This is a genomic window from Blastococcus saxobsidens, from assembly GCF_002938435.1.
GTDB lineage: Bacteria > Actinomycetota > Actinomycetes > Mycobacteriales > Geodermatophilaceae > Blastococcus > Blastococcus saxobsidens.
Map to the genome: position 1 here is coordinate 23,040 of NZ_POQT01000040.1, position 22,579 is coordinate 45,618.

Here is a 22,579-nt window from a genome sequence, read left to right on the forward strand (position 1 = left end):
GCAGAGCGTCGTCGAATACGGACCGCGCGGGAGAGAATGCTTCCCGTGACCGGCGGCGACAAGCACGTCCGCGTCGACACGCCGTGCAGCTACGTCATGTCGTGACCTTGCGCCACTCGGATCCCACGTTGGGTCACCTCAGCGACCCTCGCGCCCTCGGACGGGCCGGCACGGAGGCCGCTTGCTCGCTCGCCGCCGTCCACAGGAAAGGGCGGCGGTCACGGGACCGGGTGACGTGTCGTCCACAGTGTCCACAGATCGTGTCCACAGGTGGTGGACAACCGGCGACGGCTGCTTACGCTCCCCCGCGTGCACCCCGTGGACCCGGACCGCGAGCGCGGCTCGACGCTGCCCTTCGTGCTGGTCTGCTGGCTGGTGGCGGCACTCATGGCCTTCGGCGCGATCTCGGCGTCGCACGCCTTCCTGGAGCAGCAGGAGGTGCAGTCGGTCTGCGACAGCGCAGCCCTGGCCGCGGCCAACCAGGCGGATGAGGCGGTGGTCTACGCACGCGGCGTCGGTGCCGAGCTGCCGCTGACCCGGGCGGCAGCGCAGATCGCGGTCGCCGACCAGCTGGCCGACGGCGGGGTGCAGCTCGACGGCTGGTCGGCCGAGACCGACGGCGCCGAGGTGACCGTGCGCTGCACGCGCTACGTCGAGATCGCGTTCGGCTGGCTCTTCCTGGCCGGCGAGCCGCTGGAGCGCACCGCCGTCGCCAGCGCACGAGCGCCGACGCTGCCCTGACGCCCGCAGGAAGAGCAACGGCCCCCGACCGCGTGGTCGGGGGCCGTCGTACCAGGTGTGGCGGGTGAAGGATTCGAACCTTCGTAGGCTAAGCCGACGGATTTACAGTCCGCTCCCATTGGCCACTCGGGCAACCCGCCGTGTTCGGTACGCGGGAGAGACTACAAGACGGGGGACCCGGCGGTGACGGGTCCCCGGCAACGAGTCCCGGGAACGGGAACACCCGCACGGAGAGGAACGACATGGCCGACGCATCCTTCGACGTCGTGAGCAAGGTCGACCGGCAGGAGGTCGACAACGCCCTGAACCAGGCGGCCAAGGAGCTCTCGCAGCGCTTCGACTTCCGCGGCACCAACGCCACCATCGCCTGGGCCGGCGAGGAGGGCGTGACGCTCCAGGCAGACACCGAGGAGCGGGTCTCAGCCGCCCTCGAGGTGTTCAAGGAGAAGCTGATCAAGCGCGGCATCTCGCTCAAGGTCCTCGACGCCGGCGAGCCGCAGTCCTCCGGCAAGAGCTACAAGATCGGCGCGACGATCAAGCAGGGCATCGAGTCCGACGTCGCCAAGAAGATCGCCAAGCTGATCCGCGACGAGGGACCCAAGGGCGTGCAGGCGCAGATCCAGGGCGACCAGCTGCGGGTGAGCGGCAAGAAGCGCGACGACCTGCAGGCGGTCCAGCAGCTGCTGCGCGGCGCGGACCTCGACGTCGCCCTGCAGTTCGACAACTACCGGTGAGCTGATGGAACCGGCCCGGCCGCCAAGGGCCCGCGGCACGCGGAGCGTGTCGTGGGGTGCGGCCGGGTCCTTCTACTCGCGGGCCATCTGCTCCAGCCGGGCGATCCGCTCGGGCATCGGCGGGTGGCTGGCGAACAGCGACGCCAGCCCGTGACCCCGGAACGGGTTGGCGATCATCAGGTGGCTCTGGGTGACCAGCCGCTCCTCCTGGGGCAGCGGCCGGGCCGCCGTGCCGCGCTCGATCACCCGCAGCGCGTCGGCGAGGGCCAGCGGGTCGTGGGAGAGCTCGGCGCCGGAGGCGTCGGCCTGGAACTCCCGGCTGCGGCTCACCGCCATCTGCACGAGCCCGGCGGCGATCGGGCCCAGCAGCATGAGCAGCAGCCCACCGAGGGCGTTGCCGCCGCCGCGGTCCTCGTCCGACCGGCCACCGAACAGCGACGCGAACATGGCCATGTGCGCCAGGTAGGTGATCACCGTGGCCATGGCGCCGGCGACGGAGCTGATGAGGATGTCGCGGTTGTAGACGTGCGAGAGCTCGTGGGCGAGCACCCCGCGCAGCTGGCGCCGGTCGAGCAGCTCCAGGATCCCCTGGGTGACGCAGACGGCGGCATTGCGCGGGTTGCGCCCCGTGGCGAACGCGTTCGGCTGGTTCGTCGGGCTCACGTAGAGCCGGGGCATCGGCTGCCGCGCCTCGGTGGCCAGCTCCCGGACGATCGCGTAGAGAGCGGGCGCCTGGGTCTCGGTGACCGGGAAGGCCCGCATCGACCGCAGGGCGAGCTTGTCGGAGTTGAAGTAGGCGTAGCCGTTGACGGCCAGTGCGATCACCAGTGCGATGAACAGGCCGCCACGGCCACCGATGAGCGCCCCGGCCATGAGGATCAGCCCGCCCATGAGCCCGAGGAGCAGGGCGGTCTTCATTCCGTTGTTCCAGCGATGCACGTCCGGTCCAACGCGGTCGGGGAGGAGGCCGTTCCCGCGAGCCGGCCACGGTCCCCCGCCGGAATGACGGAGCGTTCCCGGGGGTTCCCGGTGGGGAATGCGGTGAAATCCTCGCCGCTGCAGCGTGTCCGGTCGCACATTCCGGCCCCGGACACACGCACGTAACCTCGCCCGGTGGAGGTAGACCGCTGATGACTGGCACCAACCCGACCGTCGCGCCGCCGAATCCGGACGGTGCCCTGGCCACCTCGGTGTCCAGCTCGGCCCCCGGCGGCCTCGTGAAGAGCGTCGTGGAGCTCGACCGCGTCGTCATCCGGCTCGCCGGCGACTCCGGCGACGGCATGCAGCTCACCGGCAACCGGTTCACGAGCGAGACGGCTTCCTTCGGCAACGACCTGAAGACGCTGCCGAACTTCCCCGCCGAGATCCGGGCGCCGACGGGCACCCTGCCGGGCGTCAGCTCCTTCCAGCTGCAGTTCGCCGACCACGACGTCATGACGCCGGGTGACGCGCCCGACGTGCTGGTCGCGATGAACCCCGCCGCGCTCAAGGCGAACCTCGCCGAGCTGCCCGGCGGCGGGCTGCTGATCCTCGACTCCGACGAGTTCACCCCGCGGAACCTGGCCAAGGTCGGCTACGCGACGAACCCGATCGAGGACGGCTCCCTCGAGGGCTGGCAGACCGTCAGCGTCCCGCTGACCTCGATGACGACGGATGCGCTCAAGGACTCCGGTCTCGGCAAGAAGGAGGCCGAGCGCAGCAAGAACATGTTCACGCTCGGCCTGCTGAGCTGGATGTACCACCGGCCGACCGAGGGCACCATCCGCTTCCTGGAGCGGCAGTTCCGCCGGAAGCCGGAGATCGCGGCGGCCAACATCGCCGCGTTCCGCGCCGGCTACAACTACGGCGACACCACCGAGGCGTTCGCGGTCTCCTACGAGATCAAGCCCGCCCCGATGAAGCCGGGCCGCTACCGGAACATCTCCGGCAACCAGGCTCTGGCCCTCGGGCTCGTCGCCGCCGGGCAGCGCTCCGGCCTGCCGATCTTCCTCGGCGCGTACCCGATAACCCCGGCGTCGGACATCCTCCACGAGCTGTCCCGGCACAAGTCCTTCGGCGTCCGCACCTTCCAGGCCGAGGACGAGATCGCCGGCATCGGCGCGGCCCTGGGCGCCTCCTTCGGCGGCGCGCTCGGCATCACCACGACGTCGGGCCCCGGTGTGGCGCTCAAGGCCGAGACGATCGGCCTGGCGGTCATGACCGAGCTGCCGCTGGTGATCGTCGACGTGCAGCGCGGCGGGCCCTCGACCGGCCTGCCCACCAAGACCGAGCAGTCCGACCTGCTGCAGGCGATGTTCGGCCGCAACGGCGAGGCGCCGGTGCCGGTGATCGCGCCACGGTCTCCCGGCGACTGCTTCGACGCCGCCGTCGAGGCCGCGCGGATCGCACTCGCCTACCGGACCCCCGTCATGCTGCTGTCCGACGGGTACCTGGCCAACGGCGCCGAGCCGTGGGCCATCCCCGACGCCGACTCGCTGCCCGACCTCACCCCGGCGGTCGCGTTCGCCACCGAGCCCAACGGCGAGGACGGCGAGTTCCTCCCCTACCTGCGCGACGAGGAGACCCTGGCGCGCGCCTGGGCCATCCCCGGCACGGCGGGGATGCAGCACCGCATCGGTGGGCTGGAGAAGGCCGACCGGACGGGCAACATCTCCTACGACCCGGCCAACCACGACTTCATGACGCGCACGCGCCAGGCGAAGATCGACGGCATCGCCGCGACGATCCCGCCGACCGACGTCGAGGACCCCGACGGCGACGCCCGCGTCGCCGTCATCGGCTGGGGCTCCACGTACGGGCCGATCGGCGCCGCCTGCCGGCGGATCCGGTCCTCCGGCCGCAAGGTAGCCCAGATCCACCTGCGGCACATCAACCCGTTCCCGGCCGACCTCGGTGAGGTCCTGGCCCGGTACGACCGGGTGATCTGCCCGGAGATGAACCTCGGGCAGCTGGCCCTGCTGCTGCGCGCCAAGTACCTGGTGGACGTGCAGAGCCACACGCAGGTGCGCGGGATGCCGTTCCGCTCCGCCGAGCTGGCCGCGGTCATCCAGGACGCCATCGACACCGCGGACCCCGCCGCCGCGAACTCCACCGCCGTGAACCCCACAGCTGTGAACGGAGCACTCCAGTGACCACCGTCGAACTGGGCATGCCGGACGCGCCGACCCCGATCGACGCCGCCATCGCCCGCTCGCTCGAACAGCACGGTCCCAAGCAGACCGAGCTCAAGGGCAAGGACTTCAAGACCGACCAGGAGGTCCGCTGGTGCCCCGGGTGCGGTGACTACGTCATCCTCAACGCGGTCCAGAGCTTCCTGCCCAGCCTCGGCATCGCCCGCGAGGACATGGTCATCGTGTCGGGCATCGGCTGCTCGTCGCGCTTCCCGTACTACATGAACACCTACGGGATGCACTCGATCCACGGCCGCGCCCCCGCGATCGCCACCGGCCTGGCGGCCTCGCGTCCCGACCTCTCGGTCTGGGTGGTCACCGGCGACGGCGACGCGCTGTCGATCGGCGGCAACCACCTGATCCACGCGCTGCGGCGCAACGTCAACATGACGATCCTGCTGTTCAACAACCGGATCTACGGGCTGACCAAGGGGCAGTACTCCCCCACCTCGGAGGTCGGCAAGGTCACCAAGTCCACGCCGATGGGCTCGCTGGACCACCCGTTCAACCCGGTGTCCCTCGCCCTGGGCGCCGACGCCACGTTCGTCGGCCGCGCCATGGACTCCGACCGCAAGGGGCTCACCGAGGTGCTGCGGCAGGCCGCGGAGCACCAGGGCACGTCGCTGGTGGAGATCTACCAGAACTGCAACATCTTCAACGACGGCGCGTTCGAGCTGCTCAAGGACCCGGCGACCGGCCCGATGTGGACGATCCCGCTCGAGCACGGCAAGCCCCTGGTCTTCGGTCCGGACGGCGCCTCGTGCGTGGTCCGCGAGGACTTCGGCGGCTTGCGGATCGCCGAGACCAACCAGGTCGACCCGAGCGAGATCGTCGTGCACGACGCCACCCGCGAGGACCCGTCCTACGCGTTCGCGCTGTCGCGGCTGTCCTCCCAGGACCTGCGCTACACGCCGATGGGCGTCTTCCGGAAGGTCCGCAAGCCCTCGTACGAGGCGATGATGGCCGAGCAGCTCGACGAGGCCCGTCTGCAGGGTCCCGGCGACCTCGACGCACTCCTCGCCGGCGGCGACACCTGGGAAGTGAAGGCCTGATCCCCTACTAGGCCGTGCCCGCGGGCCCGTCCCCTCCCGGGGGGCGGGCCCGCGGTGCGGCCGCCGCCTGCTCGCGCAGCACCGAGGTCAGCACGACCAGCGCGTCGCGCAGCTCGCCACGCGTCGGGGCGGCGAAGCCGAGCACCAGCCCTGCGCGGCCGACGTCCGCACGGGCCGAGTGCCGCGCCAGGCCGTCCAGGGCGACGCCTCGCCGCCCCGCGGCCGCCAGCACCGCCGCCTCCACCTCGCTGCCCGCCAGCGGCACCAGCACGTGCGCGCCCGCCGGATCGCCCTCGGCGCGGAACCCCGCCGCGGCCACCGCGGCCCGCACCTCCTCCCGCCGGCCGGCCAGCTCGCGGCGCAGCCGCCGCAGGTGCCGGGCGAGATCCCCGGAGCCGGCCATCGCGGCCAGCACCCGCTGCCCGGCACGGGCCGGGCGGGACCCGGTGGCGACCCTGCGGGCGAGCACGTCGGCCCGCAGGGACGCGGGCGCCACGAGCCAGCCGACGCCCAGCGTCGGGCTGAGGATCTTGCTGCTCGTCCCGAGGTGGACCACGACGTCCGGGCCCAGCGCCCCCAGCAACGGCAGCGGGGCGACGTCGTAACGCAGCTCGCCGTCGTAGTCGTCCTCCAGCACCCACCAGCCGTCGGCACGGGCCCGGGCGACCAGGGCCAGCCGCCGCGCCGCCGACATCCGCCGGCCCAGCGGGTACTGGTGGGCCGGCGTGCAGTACACCGCCGCCAGGTCCGCGGGCAGCGCGTCGACCACCAGCCCGTCGTCGTCCACCGGCACGGGCACGACCTCGATCCCCGCGTCGAGCAGCGCGCCCACGACCCGCTGGTAGCCCGGGTCCTCCACCGCGACCCGGCTGCCGGGCGGCAGGGTGCGCACGACCTCGGCCACCGCGGCCGAGGTGCCGGCGGTGGCCAGCACGTCGTCCGGGCCGGCCACGAGCCCGCGGTGGCGCAGCAGGTGCTCGGCCACCGCCTGCCGGAAGCCCGGATCCCCCGCCGGCTCCGGGCGGCCGTCCGGGGCGCCGTCCCCCGCCGCGCGCCAGGCCCGGCGCCACGCGGCCCGGTCCAGCACCTCCAGGCACGGCGAGCCGGCCCGGAGGTCGACCAGGACGGGGGTGGGCCGCTCGTCGGGCCGGCGGGGCACCGGTGCGGCGGCTCCCGCCCCGGCACCGCCCAGGACGAAGGTGCCCACTCCTCGCCGGCCGCCCGCCCAGCCCTCCGCGAGCAGCTGGTCGTAGGCGGCCGCCGTCACCGTGCGGCTGACCCGCAGCGCGGCGGCGAGCTCCCGCGTCGACGGCAGCCGGTCGCCCGGCCGGAGGACGCCGTCGGCGGCGGCGGCCCGCAGCGCGTCGGCGAGCTGCACCGCCAGCGGGACGCCGGCCGCGCGGTCGAGCACGAGGGGCGGGATGCCGGTCACCGATCTCCTCGTCGTCGTCCCGGGGTGGCCTGCCGAAATGCTAGCGGATTGGCCGTTCCACAGGGCCACCGGTGGCCCGCAGGATCGGGGCATGGACGTCGCAGCACCGCTCTCCCCCACCGACCGCAGCACCGTGCGCCGCGGCAGCAAGCGCGCCCGGACCGACCGCGCCGACCTGTACGCGGTCCTCGACGCCGGCCTGATGGGTCACCTGGGCGTGCAGCTCGCCGGCGCCCCGGTGGTCCTGCCCACCGGGTACGGACGGCGCGGCGACACCCTCTACCTGCACGGCTCCACCGGAGCGGCGACGCTCCGGGCCGCCACCGACGGCGCCCCGGTCTGCTTCACCGTCACGCACCTCGACGGCGTCGTCTACGCCCGTTCCGCCTTCCACCACTCGGTGAACTACCGCTGCGCGGTGGTGCACGGCACCGCCCGGCTGGTCACCGAGGAGGCCGAGCGCCTCGTCGGGCTCGAGGCGCTCACCGAGCAGCTCGCGCCCGGTTCCTGGGCGGCGTCCCGGCGGCCGGACCGCAAGGAGCTGGCCGCCACGGCGGTGCTCGCGCTCGACCTGGCCGAGGCCAGCGTGAAGATCCGCACCGGCCCGCCCGGCGACGACGCGAGGGACGTCGAGGGACCCGACCGGGTGTGGGCGGGGGTGCTCCCCCTGCGCACGGTCACCTGCGAGCCCGAGCCGTGCCCGCTGCTGCCCCCGGACGTGCCGGTGCCCGCGCGGGTGCGCGAGCGCCGGATCAGCTCCCGGGCGTGATCCGCAGCAGCGCGTCGTCGCTGCCGTTGTCCGTCAGGGCGTAGAGGGCGCCGTCCCCGCCCTGCTGCACGGTCCGGATCCGCCCGGAGGTGCCGTCGAGCTCGGGGATGCGGTACTGCTCGACGACGTCACCCGCGTCGTCGAGCCGCAGCGCCAGCACCCCCTGCGCCTTGAGCAGGGCCACCAGGAGCAGCCCGTCGTAGTCGGCCCACTCCTCCCCGGCCACGAACGTGGCGCCGCTGGTCGCCAGCGTCGGCGTGCCGGAGGACCACACCGCCTCGACCGCGCCGGGGATGGCGGGGTCGGTCATCGGGACGCTCTCGTCGTAGGACCCGTCGCCGTCGGGGTCCCAGCCGTAGTTGGCGCCGTCCCGCAGCAGGTTGACCTCGTCGTCGCGGTCGGGGCCGTGCTCCACGGAGAACACCTGCCCCGACCTGGGCCGCACGGCCAGCCCCTGCACGTTGCGGTGGCCCAGCGTCCAGACCTCGACCTCCCCGGTGGCGACGTCGACGCGCAGCACCTTCCCGCCGAGCGAGCTCCGGTCCTGCGGCAGGCTCCCGTCGGCGGTGTCCCCGGTGCCGACGAGGAGGGCGCCGTCGGGCGCGAACTCCAGCCGGCACCCCCCGTGCCGCCCGGAGCGCTCGTTGAGCGGCAGGCCCTCCACCAGCGGGTCGGCGGACCGGGTGGCCGACGACCAGTCCTCCGCCACCGTCCACCGGACGACCCTGATGTCGCCCTCGGTCGAGCCCTGGCAGCTGTAGAGGACCCGGTTCTGCTCGAACGCCGGGTCGAGCGCCAGGCCCATGAGCCCGGTCTCGCCGTCCGCGAACAGGTCGTCGGGGTCGGCCGTCACGCTCCGCACCCCGCCGTCCGGCAGGACGGCGGTGAAGCCGCCGGCGCGCTCGTCGAGCAGCAGGGTGCCGTCCGGCGCCTGGACGACGTCCCACGGGTGGTCCAGGCCGTCGGCGAGCACCTCCACGTCCAGCGCCGGGGCCCCGGTCGGCGCGGCGACCACCGGCGGCGACGCCGTGCCCTCGGAGGACCGGGCGGTGCACCCGGCCAGCACCAGCGCGGCGAGGGCGAAGCCGGCAGGGGTCCGCATGCGCACCAGCATGCCCGTCGCGCGCCACCTCACCGTCGCGGTGCGCTAGCTGGTGCGGGTGACCACGTACTCGCACAGCGCCGACAGCGCGTCGCGGACGTCGCCGGGGGGGACCGCGTCCAGCCGGGCCCGCGCGCGGTCGGCGTACTCGCGGAGCACGTCGTTGGCGCGCACCAGCGACCGCGAGGAGCGCAGCAGGCGCAGCGCCTCGGCGTGGTCGGCGTCGTCGGTGACCGGCGCGGCCACCAGCTCGCGCAGCCGGGCCTCGGCCGGGTCGTTGCCGGCGAGGGCGAACAGCACGGGCAGCGTGGCGATGCCCTCGCGCAGGTCGGTGCCGGGCAGCTTGCCCGAGGCGCCGTCGGTGACGATGTCGAGCAGGTCGTCGGAGAGCTGGAAGGCCACGCCCACCTCCTCGCCGAAGGCGGTCAGCGCCTCGACGAGGGCCGGGTCGACGCCGGCGAACGAGGCACCGAAGCGGGCCGACGTCGCGACCAGGGAACCGGTCTTGTCGGCGAGCACCTGCAGGTAGTGCGCGACGGCGTCCTCGCCCGGCTGGGCGCCGACGGTCTCCTGGATCTGACCGGTGACCAACCGCTCGAAGGTGCGGGCCTGGATGCGCACCGCCTCGGGGCCGAGGTCGGCCAGGATGTCGGAGGCCCGGGCGAACAGCAGGTCGCCGGTGAGGATCGCGATGCTGTTGCTCCAGCGGCTGTTCGCGCTGGGAGCGCCGCGGCGCACGGCGGCCTCGTCCATGACGTCGTCGTGGTACAGCGTGGCCAGGTGCGTGAGCTCGCAGACGACGGCACCCTCGACGACCTGCCGCGCGGACGGATCGCCGAGCTGGGCGGCCAGCAGCGCCAGCATCGGGCGGAAGCGCTTGCCGCCGGCGGCCATGAGGTGGCCGGCCGCCTCGCGGACGAACGGGTGCTCGCTGCCGACCGCCTCGGCCAGCCGCGCCTCCACCCGGACGAGCCCCTCGGCCAGCCCGGCGCCGAGCTCGCCCTCGGGGAGCCAGGGGCCGATGGTCGACGCCGGCGCGGAGATCCGGTGCCAGACCTCGGGGTGAGTGCCGTCGGTTGCGGCACGGGCTCCGGTCATCAACCGACGAATCTAGCCGCCTGCCCCGCGAGGTCGAGCACCGCCCCGGGGAGGACGCCCAGCGCCACGGTGGCCGTCGCGGTGATCGCCAGCACGACGGTGGTGGGCACGCCCGGCACGCCGACGGTCGGCCCGTCGGCGACCGGCTCGGAGAAGTACATGAGCACGATGACCCGCAGGTAGAAGAACGCCGCCACCGCGCTGGCCAGCAGGGCCACGACCACCAGCGGCCACGCCCCCTGCTCGATGGCCGCGCGGAAGACCGCGAACTTGCCCGTGAACCCGGCGGTCAGCGGGATCCCGGCCAGCGCCAGCAGGAACAGGGTCATCACCGCCGCCGTCAGCGGGGACCGCGCGGCGAGCCCCGCCCACTGCGACAGGTGCGAGGCCTCGCCGTCGCCGTCGCGCACGAGGGTGAGGACGGCGAAGACGCCGATCGTGGTCAGGCCGTAGACCAGCAGGTAGATCATCGTGCCGGCGAGCCCGGACCCCTCTCCCCCGGCGCCCAGCCCCAGCACACCGGTGAGCAGGAAGCCGGCGTGCGCCACCGAGGAGTAGGCGAGCATGCGCTTGAGGTCGGTCTGGGTCAGGCCGAGCACCGCCCCGACCACCATCGACACGATCGCCACGGCGTAGACCAGCGGGCGCCAGGTCCACTCGGCGGTGCCGAAGGCGACGTAGAGCAGCCGCAGGATGGCCCCGAAGGCGGCCACCTTGGTGCAGGCGGCCATGAAGGCGGTGACCGGCGTGGGGGCGCCCTGGTAGACGTCCGGCGTCCAGGTGTGGAACGGCGCGACGCTGGCCTTGAACAGCAGGCCGACGATCAGCAGGCCGAGGCCGAGCACCAGCAGGGTGTCGCCCCCGCCGTCGAGCCCCGCCTCGCGGATGTCGCGCAGCCGGATGCTGCCGGTGGCGCCGTAGACCAGCGCCAGCCCGTACAGGAAGAAGGCGGACGCGAAGGCACCGAGCAGGAAGTACTTGACCGCCGCCTCCTGCGACAGCAGCCGGCGGCGCCGCGCCAGCCCGCAGATCAGGTAGAGCGGGAGGCTGAGCACCTCCAGGGCCACGAACATGACCAGCAGGTCGTTGGCCGCGACGAACAGCATCATGCCGCCGATGGCGAAGCTGGCCAGCGGGTAGACCTCGGTCTGCACCCGGGTGGCGGTCAGCAGCTCGCGGTCGCGCGGGCTGCCGGCCGGGACGGCGGCGCTGGCCACGAACGCCGACCGTGCCGGGTCCAGCCCGCGTTCGGCGAACAGCAGGATCGACAGCGCCCCCAGCCCGGCGATCGTGGCCTGGAGGAACAGCGCCGGGCCGTCGACGGCGAGGGCCCCGCCCGCGGTGGTCTCGTGGGTGCCCGACAGCAGGAGCGTGGTCACCAGCGCGCCGACGGTGCCGACGAGCGCCAGCGCCACCTGCACCGGCTGGCGCGCGTCGCGCGGCACGAACGCCTCCACCAGCACGCCCACGCATGCGGCACCGAGGACGAACAGCAGCGGCGCGAGCGCGGCGTAGGAGAGGTCCGGGGCCTCGATCATCGGTCGGTCCCTCCGAGGTCGCTCATGGTGGCGCTGACGGCCGGCTCGATGAGGTCCAGCAGCGGCTGCGGGTACACGCCGAGCCCGATGATCAGCGCGACCAGCGGCGCCACGACCACCAGTTCACGACGGCTCAGGTCCAGCACCCGGAGCGTGCCGGGTGCCGCGGTGCGCGTCGCCGTCGCCGTCGCCGTCGCCCCACCGGTGCCGAGGCCGGGCGCCGGCTCGGCCGCGTCCTGCTGCAGCAGGACCCCACGGGGCGGTCCGTGCATGGTGCGCTGGTACATCAGCAGGATGTAGAGCGCCGCCAGGATGATGCCGACGGTGGCCACGACGGTGAACACCGGCCGCTCCGGGAACGAGCCGATCAGCACCAGGAACTCGCTGACGAAGCTGTTGGTGCCCGGCAGCGCCAGGGAGGCGAGCCCCGCGACGAGGAAGGCACCGGCCAGCAGGGGCGCCTTGGCCGCGACGCCGCCGTAGTCGCCGATCTGCCGCGAGCCGCCACGGCTGATGAGCATCCCGACGACGAGGAACAGCAGGCCGGTCGCGAGCCCGTGGTTGACCATGTAGAGCACCGCGCCGGTGCCGGCCTCGGTGGTGAACGCGAAGATGCCCAGCGCGATGAAGCCGAAGTGCGAGATCGACGTGTAGGACACCAGCCGCTTCATGTCGCTCTGCCCCATGGCCAGCAGCGCCGCGTAGAGGATGCCGACCACCGCCAGCACCAGCACGAACGGCGCGAAGAACCGCGAGGCGTCGGGGAACAGCGGCAGGCAGTAGCGCAGGAACCCGAACGTGCCCACCTTGTCCAGCACGCCGACCAGCAGCACCGACCCGCCGATGGGTGCCTCGGCGCCGGAGTCGGGCAGCCAGGTGTGGAACGGCACCAGCGGCGCCTTGATCGCGAAGGCGACGAAGAAGCCGAGGAACAGCAGCTTCTGCACCTCGGGGTCGATGTCGAGCTGCCGCAGGGCGTCGAACGCGAAGGTGCCCTCGCCCAGCTGGCTGGTGCTGACCACGTACAGCCCGATGACGGCGGCGAGCATGATCAGCCCGCCGACCAGGCTGTAGAGGAAGAACTTGACCGCCGCGTACTGCCGGCGGGGACCGCCGAAGCTGCCGATCAGGAAGTACATCGGGACGAGCATCGCCTCGAAGAAGACGTAGAAGAGCAGCACGTCCGTGGCGACGAAGACGCCGACCATCATGGCCTCGAGCAGCAGCAGCCAGGCGAAGAACACCCGCGTCGGGCGGGGGCCGTGATCGGCCTCGTGCCACGAGGCCGTGACGACCAGCGGTACGAGCACGCCGATGAGCAGCAGCATCACCAGGGCGATGCCGTCCACCCCGAGCGCGAACTCGGCACCGAAGTCGGGGATCCAGGAGACCGACGTCGTCAGCTGGAACCGGTCGCCGTCGACGTCGAAGGCCGCGGTGGCCAGGACCGCCAGCAGCAGGACGACCAGGCTGACGCCGAGCGTGACCTGCTTGGCCAGCAGGCCGCGCTCCCGCGGGAGCGCGGCGACCGCCGCGGCACCGATCGCGGGGACCGCGATCATCGCCACCAGGTAGAGGGACGCGCTCACGGTCGGGGCACCACCGTCTCGGGGGTCGGGAGGTTCGGGGCGGGGGTCGGGCGGCCGCTCATCCGGCGGTCACCGCCAGCAGGGCCCCGGCGACCAGGACGGCGCCGCCGAGCATGCCCATCGCGTACGAACGCACGAAACCGGTCTGCGTCCGGGCCAGCCGGGAGGAGGTGCCGCCGAGCCCGGCGGCCAGGCCGTTGACCGCGCCGTCGACGCCGCGGTTGTCCAGCCAGACCAGGGCGCGCGTGAGCCACTGGCCGGGGCGCATGAACAGCGACTCGTTGACGGTGTCGGCGTACAGGGCGTTGCGGGCCGCGCGCGTCACCGGCGAGACCCGCACCGGCGCGGTGACCGGCACCTCGCGCCGGCCGACGAACAGCCAGGCCGCGAGCACGCCCAGCAGCATCACGACGGTCACCACCAGCCCGATGACCGCCGGGGCCACCACGTGCGCGGCCTCCGCCGGCTCGCCGAACACCGGCTCGAGCCAGCCCGACAGCGGGAAGACCGACACCAGCAGCGCACCGGCGCCGACCGACCCGACGGCCAGCACGACCATCGGGGCGGTCATGACCGTCGGCGCCTCGTGCGGGTGGACGCCGTCCTCCCAGCGGGCGCGGCCGAAGAACGTCATGAGCATCAGCCGGGTCATGTAGAAGGCGGTCAGCCCAGCGCCGAGGACGGCGACCCCGCCGAGCACCCAGCCCCAGACGTCGCCGCGGTCCAGCGCCGCCTCGATGATCGCGTCCTTGGTGAAGTAGCCGGACAGGAACGGGAACCCGATGAGCGCGAGGTAGCCCAGCCCGAAGGTCGCGAAGGTGACCGGCAGCTTCTTCCAGAGCGCACCGAACCGGCGCATGTCCACCGAGTCGTTCATCGCGTGCATGACCGACCCGGCGCCGAGGAACAGCCCGGCCTTGAAGAACCCGTGCGCCAGCAGGTGGGCCAGGCCGGCGACGTAACCCGCCGGGCCCAGGCCGACGGCCAGGAACATGTAGCCGATCTGGCTGACCGTGGAGTAGGCCAGCACCTTCTTGATGTCGTCGTAGGCGCAGCCGGCGATCGCGCCGATCAGCAGCGTTCCCGCCCCGATGGCAAGGACGACGGCGCGGGCGGTCGGCGCCAGGTCGTAGATCGGCGCCGACCGGGCGATGAGGTAGACGCCGGCGGTGACCATCGTCGCGGCGTGGATGAGCGCCGACACCGGGGTCGGGCCCTCCATCGCGTCGGGCAGCCACGCCTGCAGCGGGAACTGACCGGACTTGCCGCACGCGCCCAGCAGCAGGAGCAGCCCGATCGCGGTGATCGTGCCGCCGGCCAGGGTGCCCACGGAGCCGAAGACCCCGGCGTAGGACGTCGTCCCCAGCTGGGCGAACATCACGAAGATGGCGATCGCCAGACCGACGTCCCCGACCCGGTTCATGATGAACGCCTTCTTGGCGGCGGTGGCCGCGGCCGGGCGGGTGTACCAGAAGGCGATCAGCAGGTAGGACGCCAGGCCCACGCCCTCCCAGCCCACGTACAGCGCCACGAAGCTGTTGCCGAGGACCAGCAGCAGCATCGCCGCGACGAAGAGGTTGAGGTAGGCGAAGAACCGGCGGCGTGCGGGGTCGTGCGCCATGTAGCCGATCGAGTACACGTGGATCAGCGAGCCCACGCCGGTGATCAGCAGCGCGAAGATCGCCGACAGCGGGTCGTAGAGCAGCCCGGCGGTGACGTCGAGCTCCCCGCTCCGGATGAACGTGAACAGCTCGACGTCGGCCGACCGCTGGTCCAGCCCGGCGAGCTGCACCGTGCAGGCCACGGCCAGGACGAAGGCGGCCACGACCGTCGCCGTCCCCAGCAGGTGGCCCCAGCGGTCGGTGCGGCGGCCGCCCAGCAGCAGCACCGCGGCGCCGGCGAGCGGCAACGCGATCAGCAGCCAGGAGGCGGCGAGCAACCCTTCAGCAGGCACTGCAACCCCGTCCGGTCAGTACTTCAGCAGGTTGGCGTCGTCGACCGAGGCGGACCGGCGGGTCCGGTAGATCGACATGATGATGGCGAGCCCGACGACCACCTCGGCGGCGGCGACGACCATCACGAACAGCGCCATGATCTGGCCGTCCACGGTGCCCGTGCTCCGCGCGAAGGTGATCAGCGTCAGGTTCACCGCGTTGAGCATCAGCTCGACGCACATGAAGACGACGATGGCGTTCCGCCGGACCAGGACGCCCACCGCGCCGATCGTGAAGAGGATCGCGGCCAGCACCAGGTAGTAGGTGAGAGTCATGACTTCTCCTCGCCGGCGCTGGTCGGCGTCATGCCTCGGGGCGCTCTGCTCCCGGGTGAGCTCCCGAACTTCCTCACCTGTGCTCGCCTCCCGTGCGACCGCCGGGCGTGCCGCTCGTCGTCGGGTCCAGGCTGCCGAGCGCGGCGTCCGGTGAGCCGAGCTGCTCGCGGCCGGTGGGGCGCGGCATCTGCTCGACCTCCTGGGCCTCGACCCCGGTGGCGACGGTCTCCGCGGACGTCCGCCCGTCGGGCAGCAGCGCGGGCGCGGCCACCGAGTTGGCGCGGGCGTAGACACCCGGGCCGGGGAGGGTCTGGGGGCGGTCGTCCGTCAGGAAGCGGGCCCGGGACAGCTCCTTCTGCCCGCGCCGGCTCCCGGGCCGGCGCTCCATCTGCGTGTAGACCAGCGCACCCACCGCGGCGACGATCAGGAGCGCACCGGTGGCCTCGAAGGCCAGCACGTAGCGCGTGTAGAGCAGTTCGGCTATCGCCGTCACGTTCCCGTCGCCACCGGCGTCGCCGAGGCCGACCACCGTCAGGCCCTCGGTCGCACGGGCGACGCCGGCACCGACCAGCGCGGCGAAGCCCACACCCAGGACGGCCGCGGCGACCCGCTGGCCGCGCAGCGTCTCCACGACGGAGTCCGAGGAGTCGCGTCCGACGAGCATGAGCACGAAGAGGAACAGGATCATGATCGCGCCGGTGTAGACGATGATCTGCGCCGCACCGAGGAACGGCGCGGACTGGATCACGTAGAAGACACCCAGCGACAGCATGGTGGTGACCAGCCAGAGCGCCGAGTGGACGGCGTTGCGGCTGAAGACCATGCCCAGCGCCCCGGCGAGCGCGACCGGGCCGAGGACCCAGAAGGCGACGGCCTCACCGGTGCCGATCACGACCTCCGCGGCGTCCGGGTTCACGGTGCCACCTCCGGCGCGCGCAGGTAGTAGTCCTTCTCGTCGTCGCCCAGGCGCATGGCGTGCGGAGGCGCCTCCATGCCGGGCAGCAGCGGGGCCATGAGCTGTTCCTTGGTGTAGATCAGGTCCTGGCGGTTGTCGTCGGCCAGCTCGAAGTCGTTGCTCATCGTGAGCGAGCGGGTCGGGCAGGCCTCGATGCACAGCCCGCAGAAGATGCACCGCAGGTAGTTGATCTGGTAGACCGCGCCGTACCGCTCGCCGGGTGAGAAGCGGGCGTCCTCGGTGTTGTCCCCGCCCTCGACGTAGATGGCGTCGGCCGGGCACGCCCACGCGCACAGCTCGCACCCGACGCACTTCTCCAGCCCGTCCGGGTGCCGGTTCAGCACGTGCCGCCCGTGGTAGCGCGGCTTGGTCACCTTGGGTTCGAACGGGTACTGCTCGGTGCTCACCGTGCGGAAGATCTGCGCGAACGTGACACCGAACCCCTGGGTGGGCGCGGGCATGATCGCGTCCCGCACGGAGGGCCGTCCCGGGCGGGCGCCGGGAGAGCGCTCGACCTCGCCGGCGGAGCGCCGCACCAGGTCCTGCTCGCCGGGCTCGGTGGGCTCAGTCATCGCCGTCCTCCTCGATCGTCGCCGTGCCGCGGCGGCCGGTGCTCACGACCGCCGTCCCCGGTTCCGTGCTCTCGCGGCGGATCCGCGGCGAGGGCGGCACCGTGAGGTCCATCGGCGGGATGGGGAACCCGCCCTCGGCCCGGCTCGGACCGCCGGTCGGCCGACGGCGTGCACCGGCCGGGGGCAGCACGTCCGGTTCCGGGTCGCTGGCGTGCACGGCCCCGGCCGAGGCCTGCTCGGCCATGAGCCGGGTGTCCCGGTTGGCCGAGCGGCTGGCGACCAGCAGGCCGCCGAGGACCAGCAGCGCCGCCGGGAGCCCGACGTAGATCGCGACCTCGCCGGTGGACAGGTCGGCCTCGCGGGAGACGGTGCGCATGGTGGCCACGACGAGGATCCACACCAGCGCGACCGGGACGAGGACCTTCCAGCCGAAGCGCATGAACTGGTCGTAGCGCAGCCGGGGCAGCGTGCCGCGCAGCCAGATGAAGACGAACAGCGCGGCAACGACCTTGAGGAAGAACCACAGCAGCGGCCACCAGCCGCTGTTGGCGCCGTCCCAGATCGAGATCGGCCACGGCGCGCGCCAGCCGCCGAGGAACAGCGTCGCGGCCAGCGCCGAGACGGTGACCATGTTGATGTACTCGGCGAGGAAGAACAGCGCGAACTTCAGCGACGAGTACTCGGTGTGGAAGCCGCCGACCAGCTCGCTCTCGGCCTCGGGCAGGTCGAACGGCGCCCGGTTGGTCTCGCCGACGACTGCGATCACGTAGATGACGAAGGAGACCGGCAGGAGCACGGCGAACCAGCTGGGGCCGGTGAACTCCAGGCCGAAGAAGTCCAGCCGGTTGCCGTCGGCCTGGGCGGCGACGATCTCGGAGGTGGACATCGATCCCGCGTAGAGGAACACCGCGACGATGGACAGGCCCATCGCGATCTCGTAGCTGATCATCTGGGCCGCGCTCCGCATGCTGCCCAGCAGCGGGTACGTCGAGCCCGAGGCCCAGCCGCCCAGCACGATCCCGTAGATGCCCATGGCGGAGCAGGCCAGGACCACGAGGACGCCGATGGGGGCGTCGGTCAGCTGCAGCGGCGTGCGCTCGCCGAAGATGCTCACCATCGGGCCCATCGGGATGACGGAGAAGGCCAGGAACGCGGGAACCGTAGCCAGGACCGGGGCCAGGAAGTACACCGGCTTGTCGGCCAGCGCCGGCATGATGTCTTCCTTGAACGCCAGCTTCAGCCCGTCGGCGAGGCTCTGCAGGTAGCCGCGCGGCCCGACCCGGTTGGGGCCGATCCGCTGCTGCATGCGGGCGACGACCTTGCGCTCGAACACGATCGCGAACAGCGTCATGAGCACGAGCACGACGAAGACGCCGACGATCTTGATGAGGACGATCCACCAGACGTCGTTGCCGAAGTCCTCCAGCGTCGGCTGGTCCGCCGCGGCCCACAGGTTCATCGCACGCCTCCGCGGACGTCGGCCGAGGTGGAGCCGTGCGGCTGGGTCGTCCGGGCGAGCCGCACGATGCCGCCCGGCCCGGTGCCCAGAGCGGTCCGGATCTCGCTGCCCGGCGAGCGCATCGGCAGCCACACCACCTGGTCGGGCATCGCGGTGATGCGCACCGGCAGGCTGACCGACCCGGTGACGCCATCCACGGTGAGGTGGTCGCCGTCGGCCAGCCCGAGCCCGGCCGCGGTGCCCGCCGAGACGCGGGCCACCGGGCGCCGGGCGGTGCCGGCGAGCTCCGGCTCGTCGCGTTGCAGGGTGCCGACGTCCAGCAGCTGGCGCCAGGACGCCAGCAGCGCCTCCCCGGCGCGCAGGGACGACGCCACCGGCGCCGCCACGGCCGGGCCGGCGGCGCCCGCCGGACGACGGGAGCCGAGCGCGGCCATCGCCGCACGGGCCGCCTCCGGCGTGGGCAGTCGCAGGTCGACGTCCAGCTCGTCGGCCAGGCCCTGCAGCACGCGCCCGTCGGTCAGCATCCCGGTGCCGTGCAGCGTGGCGTCGAAGGAGCGCACCCGCCCCTCCCAGTCCAGGTAGCTGCCGGCCTTCTCCGGAGCGGCGGCCACCGGCAGGACGACGTCGGCGCGCTCGGTCACCGCGCTCGGGAACATCTCCAGGCTGACGACGAAGGCGGCGGCGTCGAGCGCCCCGACCGCGAGCGCCGGGTCGGGGAGGTCGGCCGGGTCCACCCCGCCGACGAGCAGGCCGGCGAGCCGGCCGCTGCGCGCGGCGGTGAGGATGCCGGTGGTGTCCCGGCCGGGCGTCGCGGGCACGGCTGCGGGGTCGATCCCCCACACGGCGGCCACCTCGGCACGGGCCTCGGCGTCGGCGACGCTGCGGCCACCGGGCAGCAGGGTCGGCAGAGCACCGGCCTCCACCGCGCCCCGCTCCCCGGCGCGGCGCGGCACCCAGGCCAGCCGCGCGCCGGTGGCGCGGGACAGCGCGAGCAGCGCGGAGAACGCACCGGGCACCTCGGCCAGCCGCTCCCCGGCGAGCAGGACGGCACCCGGCGCGCGCAGCGCCTCCACCGCCGGGCCACCCCAACTGCCCTCGGCCAGGGCGTGCAGGGAGCGGGCCTCGGCGCCGGGCAGGGTGGCCAGCACGGTGGCCTGCAGCTTCTCCGCGGCGCGGGTGGCGAACGGCGCCAGGTCGAAGACCGCGAGGCCGTTGGTCCGCACCGCGCGGCGCAGCCGCAGGAAGAGGATCGGCGACTCCTCCTCCGGCTCGAGGCCGGCGAGGAGGACGGCGGGTGCCGAACCGAGGTCGTCGTAGGTGACGGCGCCGGTGGCCGGCCCGGTGCCGGCCACGGTGGCGGCCAGGAAGGCCAGCTCCTCGTCGGAGTGGGCCCGGGCGCGGGCGTCGACGTCGTTGGTGCCCAGCCCCACGCGGGCGAAGGTCGCCCAGGCGTAGGCGTCCTCCACCGTCAGGCGGCCACCGGGCAGCACGCCGACGCCGCCCTGCTCGCGGGCCTCGCGCAGGCCCGCGGCGGCGGTGGCCCACGCCTCCGGCCAGGACGCTGGCTGCAGGACGCCGTCACGACGCACCAGCGGGGTGGTCAGCCGCTCGTTGGCGGTGGCGTAGCGGAACGCGTAGCGGCCCTTGTCGCAGGTCCACTCCTCGTTCACCGCCGGGTCGTCGCCGGCCAGCCGGCGGGTGACCTTGCCGCGCCGGTAGTCGGTGCGCATGGAGCAGCCGGAGGCGCAGTGCTCGCAGACGCTGGGCTCGCTGCGCAGGTCGAACGGGCGGGCGCGGAACCGGTACTGGGCGCTGGTGAGCGCGCCGACCGGGCAGATCTGGGTGGTGTTGCCCGAGAAGTAGGACTCGAACGGCTCGTCCTCGTAGATGGCGACCTGCTCCAGGGCGCCGCGCTCGAACAGCTCGATGAACGGGTCACCGGCGACCTGCTGGGAGAACCGGGTGCAGCGGGCGCAGAGCACGCAGCGCTCGCGGTCGAGCAGGATCTCGGTGCTGATCGGCAGGGGCTTGGGGTAGGTGCGCTTCTCGTCGACGAACCGGCTCTCGGTGCGGCCGTTGCTCATCGCCTGGTTCTGCAGCGGGCACTCGCCGCCCTTGTCGCAGACCGGGCAGTCCAGCGGGTGGTTGATCAGCAGCAGCTCCATCGTGCCCTGCTGCGCCTTGTCGGCGACCGGGCTGGACAGCTGCGTCTTCACGGCCATGCCGTCGGTCACCGGCATCGTGCAGGAGGCGACCGGCTTGCGCTGACCCTCCACCTCCACGAGGCACTGCCGGCAGGCACCGACCGGCTCGAGCAGCGGGTGGTCGCAGAACCGCGGGATCTGCACGCCGACCATCTCGGCGGCGCGGATGATCAGCGTCCCCTTCGGCACGGCGACGTCGAAGCCGTCGATCGTGCAGTGGACGGCGTCCGGCGGCGTGTGCGGGCCGGGCGCGCCGGGAGGCACCGCGGCCGCGGGCGGGGGGTTGGTGGGCATGAGCGTCATGACGCGGCTCCGACCGGCTCGAGGCGGAGGGAGCGGCCGAGCCGGGCCTGCTCCTCGGGCGGCAGCAGGGCGACGTAGTCGTCCCTGAAGTACTTGAGCGAGCTCGTGATGCAGCTCGTGGCACCGTCACCCAGGGCGCAGAACGACCGGCCCAGGATGTTGTCGCAGGTGTCGACCAGGATGTCGAGGTCCTGGGCGGTCCCCCGCCCGTGCGCGATCCGTTCCAGGATCTGCACCAGCCAGTAGGTGCCCTCGCGGCACGGGGTGCACTTGCCGCAGCTCTCGTGCGCGTAGAACTCGGTGAACCGCAGGGTCGCCTCGACGATCGAGTCGGTCTCGTCGAAGACCATCAGCGCCGTGGTGCCGAGCATCGACCCGGCCGCGGCGACCGAGTCGAAGTCCAGCGGTACGTCGAGGTGCTCGGCGGTGAAGTACGGGGTCGACGAGCCGCCCGGCGTCCAGAACTTCAGCCGGTGCCCGGGGCGGACGCCGCCGGCCATCTCCAGCAGCTCGCGCATCGTCGTCCCCATGGGGGCCTCGTACTGGCCGGGGCGGACCACGCGGCCCGACAGCGAGTAGATCTTCGGCCCCGGCGACTTCTCCGGCCCGAACGCCTTGAACCACTCGGCTCCGCCGCGGACGACGAACGGCACGCTGGCCAGGGTCTCGACGTTGTTGATCACCGTGGGGGCGCCGTACAGGCCGGCGACCGCGGGGAACGGCGGCTTGAGCCGGGGCTGGCCGCGGTAGCCCTCGAGGGAGTCCAGCAGCGCCGTCTCCTCGCCGCAGATGTAGGCGCCGGCGCCGGCGTGCACGATCAGGTCGAGGTCGTAGCCGGAACCGAGGATGTCGCGGCCGAGGTAACCGGCCGCGTAGGCCTCGCCGACGGCGTTCATCAACCGGCGATGGGCGTGCACGGCCTCGCCGCGGACGTAGATGACGGCCAGCTTCGAGCGGATGGCGTAGGACGAGATGATCACGCCCTCGATGAGGGAGTGCGGGTCGGCCATCATCAGCGGCAGGTCCTTGCAGGTGCCCGGCTCGCCCTCGTCGGCGTTGACCACGAGGTACTTGGGCAGCGCCGCGGGCCCGGTGGGCTCCTCCCCCGGCTTGGGCTGCGGGATGAAGCTCCACTTCATCCCGGTCGGGAAGCCGGCGCCGCCGCGGCCGCGCAGCCCGGAGTCCTTGACCAGGGTGACCAGCTCGTCGGGCTGCATCGACAGCGCGGTGCGCAGCGCCGCGTAGCCCTCGAGGGACTCGTAGGTGGACAGCCGCCACGACCGGTCGGCGCCCCAGCGGGTGGTGAGGACAGGGGTGAGTGGCATCGCTCATCGCCTCCGCGAAGGGCCGCGGCCCTCGATCGTGCGGGACGGGCCGTCGGGGCCCTGCCCGCCTGTTCCGGGCTCCCGGCCCGCGGGGGTGTCGGTGCCCTCCCGGCCGTCGGGCAGCCGCCGGCCGGCGGGCTCCGGGGCGCGCGGCCGCCCATTCCCGTTCGTAGCGGTCCACGTTCCGGGCGATCTGCGCGTTTCGCGCGCTGAATGGGCCGGCATAGTCGGCGAGCTCCTGTATTTCTCCGGTAGCGTCCTTCGTGT

Annotated in this window: 18 protein-coding genes and 1 tRNA gene; 5 read left to right on the top strand and 14 right to left on the bottom strand. The window is 73.1% G+C overall.

Going from position 1 to position 22,579, the window contains the following annotated elements; all coding sequences use genetic code 11:
• Positions 1 to 309 precede the first annotated feature (309 nt).
• Positions 310 to 741, top strand: coding sequence for a pilus assembly protein TadG-related protein (locus C5507_RS18995; RefSeq protein WP_104530067.1), 432 nt, complete (start codon positions 310 to 312; stop codon positions 739 to 741).
• A gap of 58 nt (positions 742 to 799) precedes the next feature.
• Here the strand turns inward: C5507_RS18995 and C5507_RS19000 are convergent.
• Positions 800 to 881 (bottom strand) — tRNA-Tyr (locus tag C5507_RS19000).
• Between the two features lie 102 nt (positions 882 to 983).
• Between C5507_RS19000 and C5507_RS19005 the strand changes: the two genes are divergently transcribed.
• On the top strand, positions 984 to 1,475 hold the full coding sequence (locus C5507_RS19005) for a YajQ family cyclic di-GMP-binding protein (RefSeq protein WP_104530068.1): 492 nt from the start codon (positions 984 to 986) through the stop codon (positions 1,473 to 1,475).
• Positions 1,476 to 1,547: 72 nt separating this feature from the next.
• On the opposite strand, the gene htpX is transcribed toward C5507_RS19005, so the two are convergent.
• Positions 1,548 to 2,414, bottom strand: coding sequence for a zinc metalloprotease HtpX (htpX, locus tag C5507_RS19010; RefSeq protein ID WP_104530069.1), 867 nt, complete (start codon positions 2,412 to 2,414; stop codon positions 1,548 to 1,550).
• Between the two features lie 191 nt (positions 2,415 to 2,605).
• Between htpX and C5507_RS19015 the strand changes: the two genes are divergently transcribed.
• Both C5507_RS19015 and C5507_RS19020 read left to right on the top strand, forming a co-directional pair.
• A complete protein-coding gene (locus C5507_RS19015; RefSeq protein WP_207225847.1) occupies positions 2,606 to 4,606 on the top strand; it encodes a 2-oxoacid:acceptor oxidoreductase subunit alpha in 2,001 nt (666 codons plus the stop codon).
• Positions 4,603 to 5,697, top strand: a complete 1,095-nt coding sequence (locus tag C5507_RS19020) for a 2-oxoacid:ferredoxin oxidoreductase subunit beta (protein WP_104530070.1) — start codon at positions 4,603 to 4,605, stop codon at positions 5,695 to 5,697. Before C5507_RS19015 ends, C5507_RS19020 begins: the two co-directional genes overlap by 4 nt.
• Before the next feature lie 7 nt (positions 5,698 to 5,704).
• On the opposite strand, the gene pdxR is transcribed toward C5507_RS19020, so the two are convergent.
• Positions 5,705 to 7,129: a MocR-like pyridoxine biosynthesis transcription factor PdxR gene (pdxR, locus tag C5507_RS19025; RefSeq protein WP_207225848.1), complete on the bottom strand. Its 1,425-nt coding sequence runs from the start codon at positions 7,127 to 7,129 to the stop codon at positions 5,705 to 5,707.
• A 91-nt stretch (positions 7,130 to 7,220) separates the two neighbouring features.
• On the opposite strand from pdxR, the gene C5507_RS19030 reads away from it, so the two are divergent.
• Positions 7,221 to 7,898, top strand: coding sequence for a pyridoxamine 5'-phosphate oxidase family protein (locus C5507_RS19030; protein ID WP_104530072.1), 678 nt, complete (start codon positions 7,221 to 7,223; stop codon positions 7,896 to 7,898).
• Here the strand turns inward: C5507_RS19030 and C5507_RS19035 are convergent.
• The 11 genes from C5507_RS19035 to nuoF form a co-directional block, all read right to left on the bottom strand.
• Entirely contained in the window at positions 7,882 to 9,000 is a 1,119-nt protein-coding gene (locus C5507_RS19035; RefSeq protein WP_104530088.1) for a PQQ-dependent sugar dehydrogenase, read from the bottom strand. The two genes, C5507_RS19030 and C5507_RS19035, sit on opposite strands and share 17 nt — an antisense overlap.
• A 45-nt stretch (positions 9,001 to 9,045) precedes the next feature.
• On the bottom strand, positions 9,046 to 10,098 hold the full coding sequence (locus C5507_RS19040) for a polyprenyl synthetase family protein (RefSeq protein WP_104530073.1): 1,053 nt from the start codon (positions 10,096 to 10,098) through the stop codon (positions 9,046 to 9,048).
• Positions 10,098 to 11,636 (bottom strand): NADH-quinone oxidoreductase subunit NuoN, encoded by a 1,539-nt coding sequence (gene nuoN, locus C5507_RS19045; RefSeq protein WP_104530074.1) that lies wholly within the window; start codon positions 11,634 to 11,636, stop codon positions 10,098 to 10,100. The genes C5507_RS19040 and nuoN overlap by 1 nt, the downstream gene beginning before the upstream one ends.
• Positions 11,633 to 13,225 carry an NADH-quinone oxidoreductase subunit M gene (locus C5507_RS19050; protein WP_104530075.1) on the bottom strand — a complete coding sequence of 531 codons (1,593 nt, stop codon included), beginning with the start codon at positions 13,223 to 13,225 and terminating at the stop codon, positions 11,633 to 11,635. Before C5507_RS19050 ends, nuoN begins: the two co-directional genes overlap by 4 nt.
• Positions 13,226 to 13,283: 58 nt before the next feature.
• Positions 13,284 to 15,179, bottom strand: coding sequence for an NADH-quinone oxidoreductase subunit L (nuoL, locus tag C5507_RS19055; protein ID WP_242611175.1), 1,896 nt, complete (start codon positions 15,177 to 15,179; stop codon positions 13,284 to 13,286).
• A 15-nt stretch (positions 15,180 to 15,194) separates the two neighbouring features.
• Positions 15,195 to 15,494, bottom strand: coding sequence for an NADH-quinone oxidoreductase subunit NuoK (gene nuoK, locus C5507_RS19060; protein WP_104530077.1), 300 nt, complete (start codon positions 15,492 to 15,494; stop codon positions 15,195 to 15,197).
• A 73-nt stretch (positions 15,495 to 15,567) separates the two neighbouring features.
• A complete protein-coding gene (locus C5507_RS19065) occupies positions 15,568 to 16,410 on the bottom strand; it encodes an NADH-quinone oxidoreductase subunit J (protein ID WP_104530078.1) in 843 nt (280 codons plus the stop codon).
• On the bottom strand, positions 16,407 to 17,021 hold the full coding sequence (gene nuoI / locus C5507_RS19070; RefSeq protein ID WP_207225849.1) for an NADH-quinone oxidoreductase subunit NuoI: 615 nt from the start codon (positions 17,019 to 17,021) through the stop codon (positions 16,407 to 16,409). The genes C5507_RS19065 and nuoI overlap by 4 nt, the downstream gene beginning before the upstream one ends.
• On the bottom strand, positions 17,014 to 18,480 hold the full coding sequence (gene nuoH / locus C5507_RS19075) for an NADH-quinone oxidoreductase subunit NuoH (RefSeq protein ID WP_104530079.1): 1,467 nt from the start codon (positions 18,478 to 18,480) through the stop codon (positions 17,014 to 17,016). Before nuoH ends, nuoI begins: the two co-directional genes overlap by 8 nt.
• Positions 18,477 to 20,987, bottom strand: coding sequence for an NADH-quinone oxidoreductase subunit G (locus tag C5507_RS19080; RefSeq protein ID WP_104530080.1), 2,511 nt, complete (start codon positions 20,985 to 20,987; stop codon positions 18,477 to 18,479). The genes nuoH and C5507_RS19080 overlap by 4 nt, the downstream gene beginning before the upstream one ends.
• Entirely contained in the window at positions 20,984 to 22,312 is a 1,329-nt protein-coding gene (gene nuoF / locus C5507_RS19085) for an NADH-quinone oxidoreductase subunit NuoF (protein WP_104530081.1), read from the bottom strand. Before nuoF ends, C5507_RS19080 begins: the two co-directional genes overlap by 4 nt.
• Positions 22,313 to 22,579: the final 267 nt, after the last annotated feature.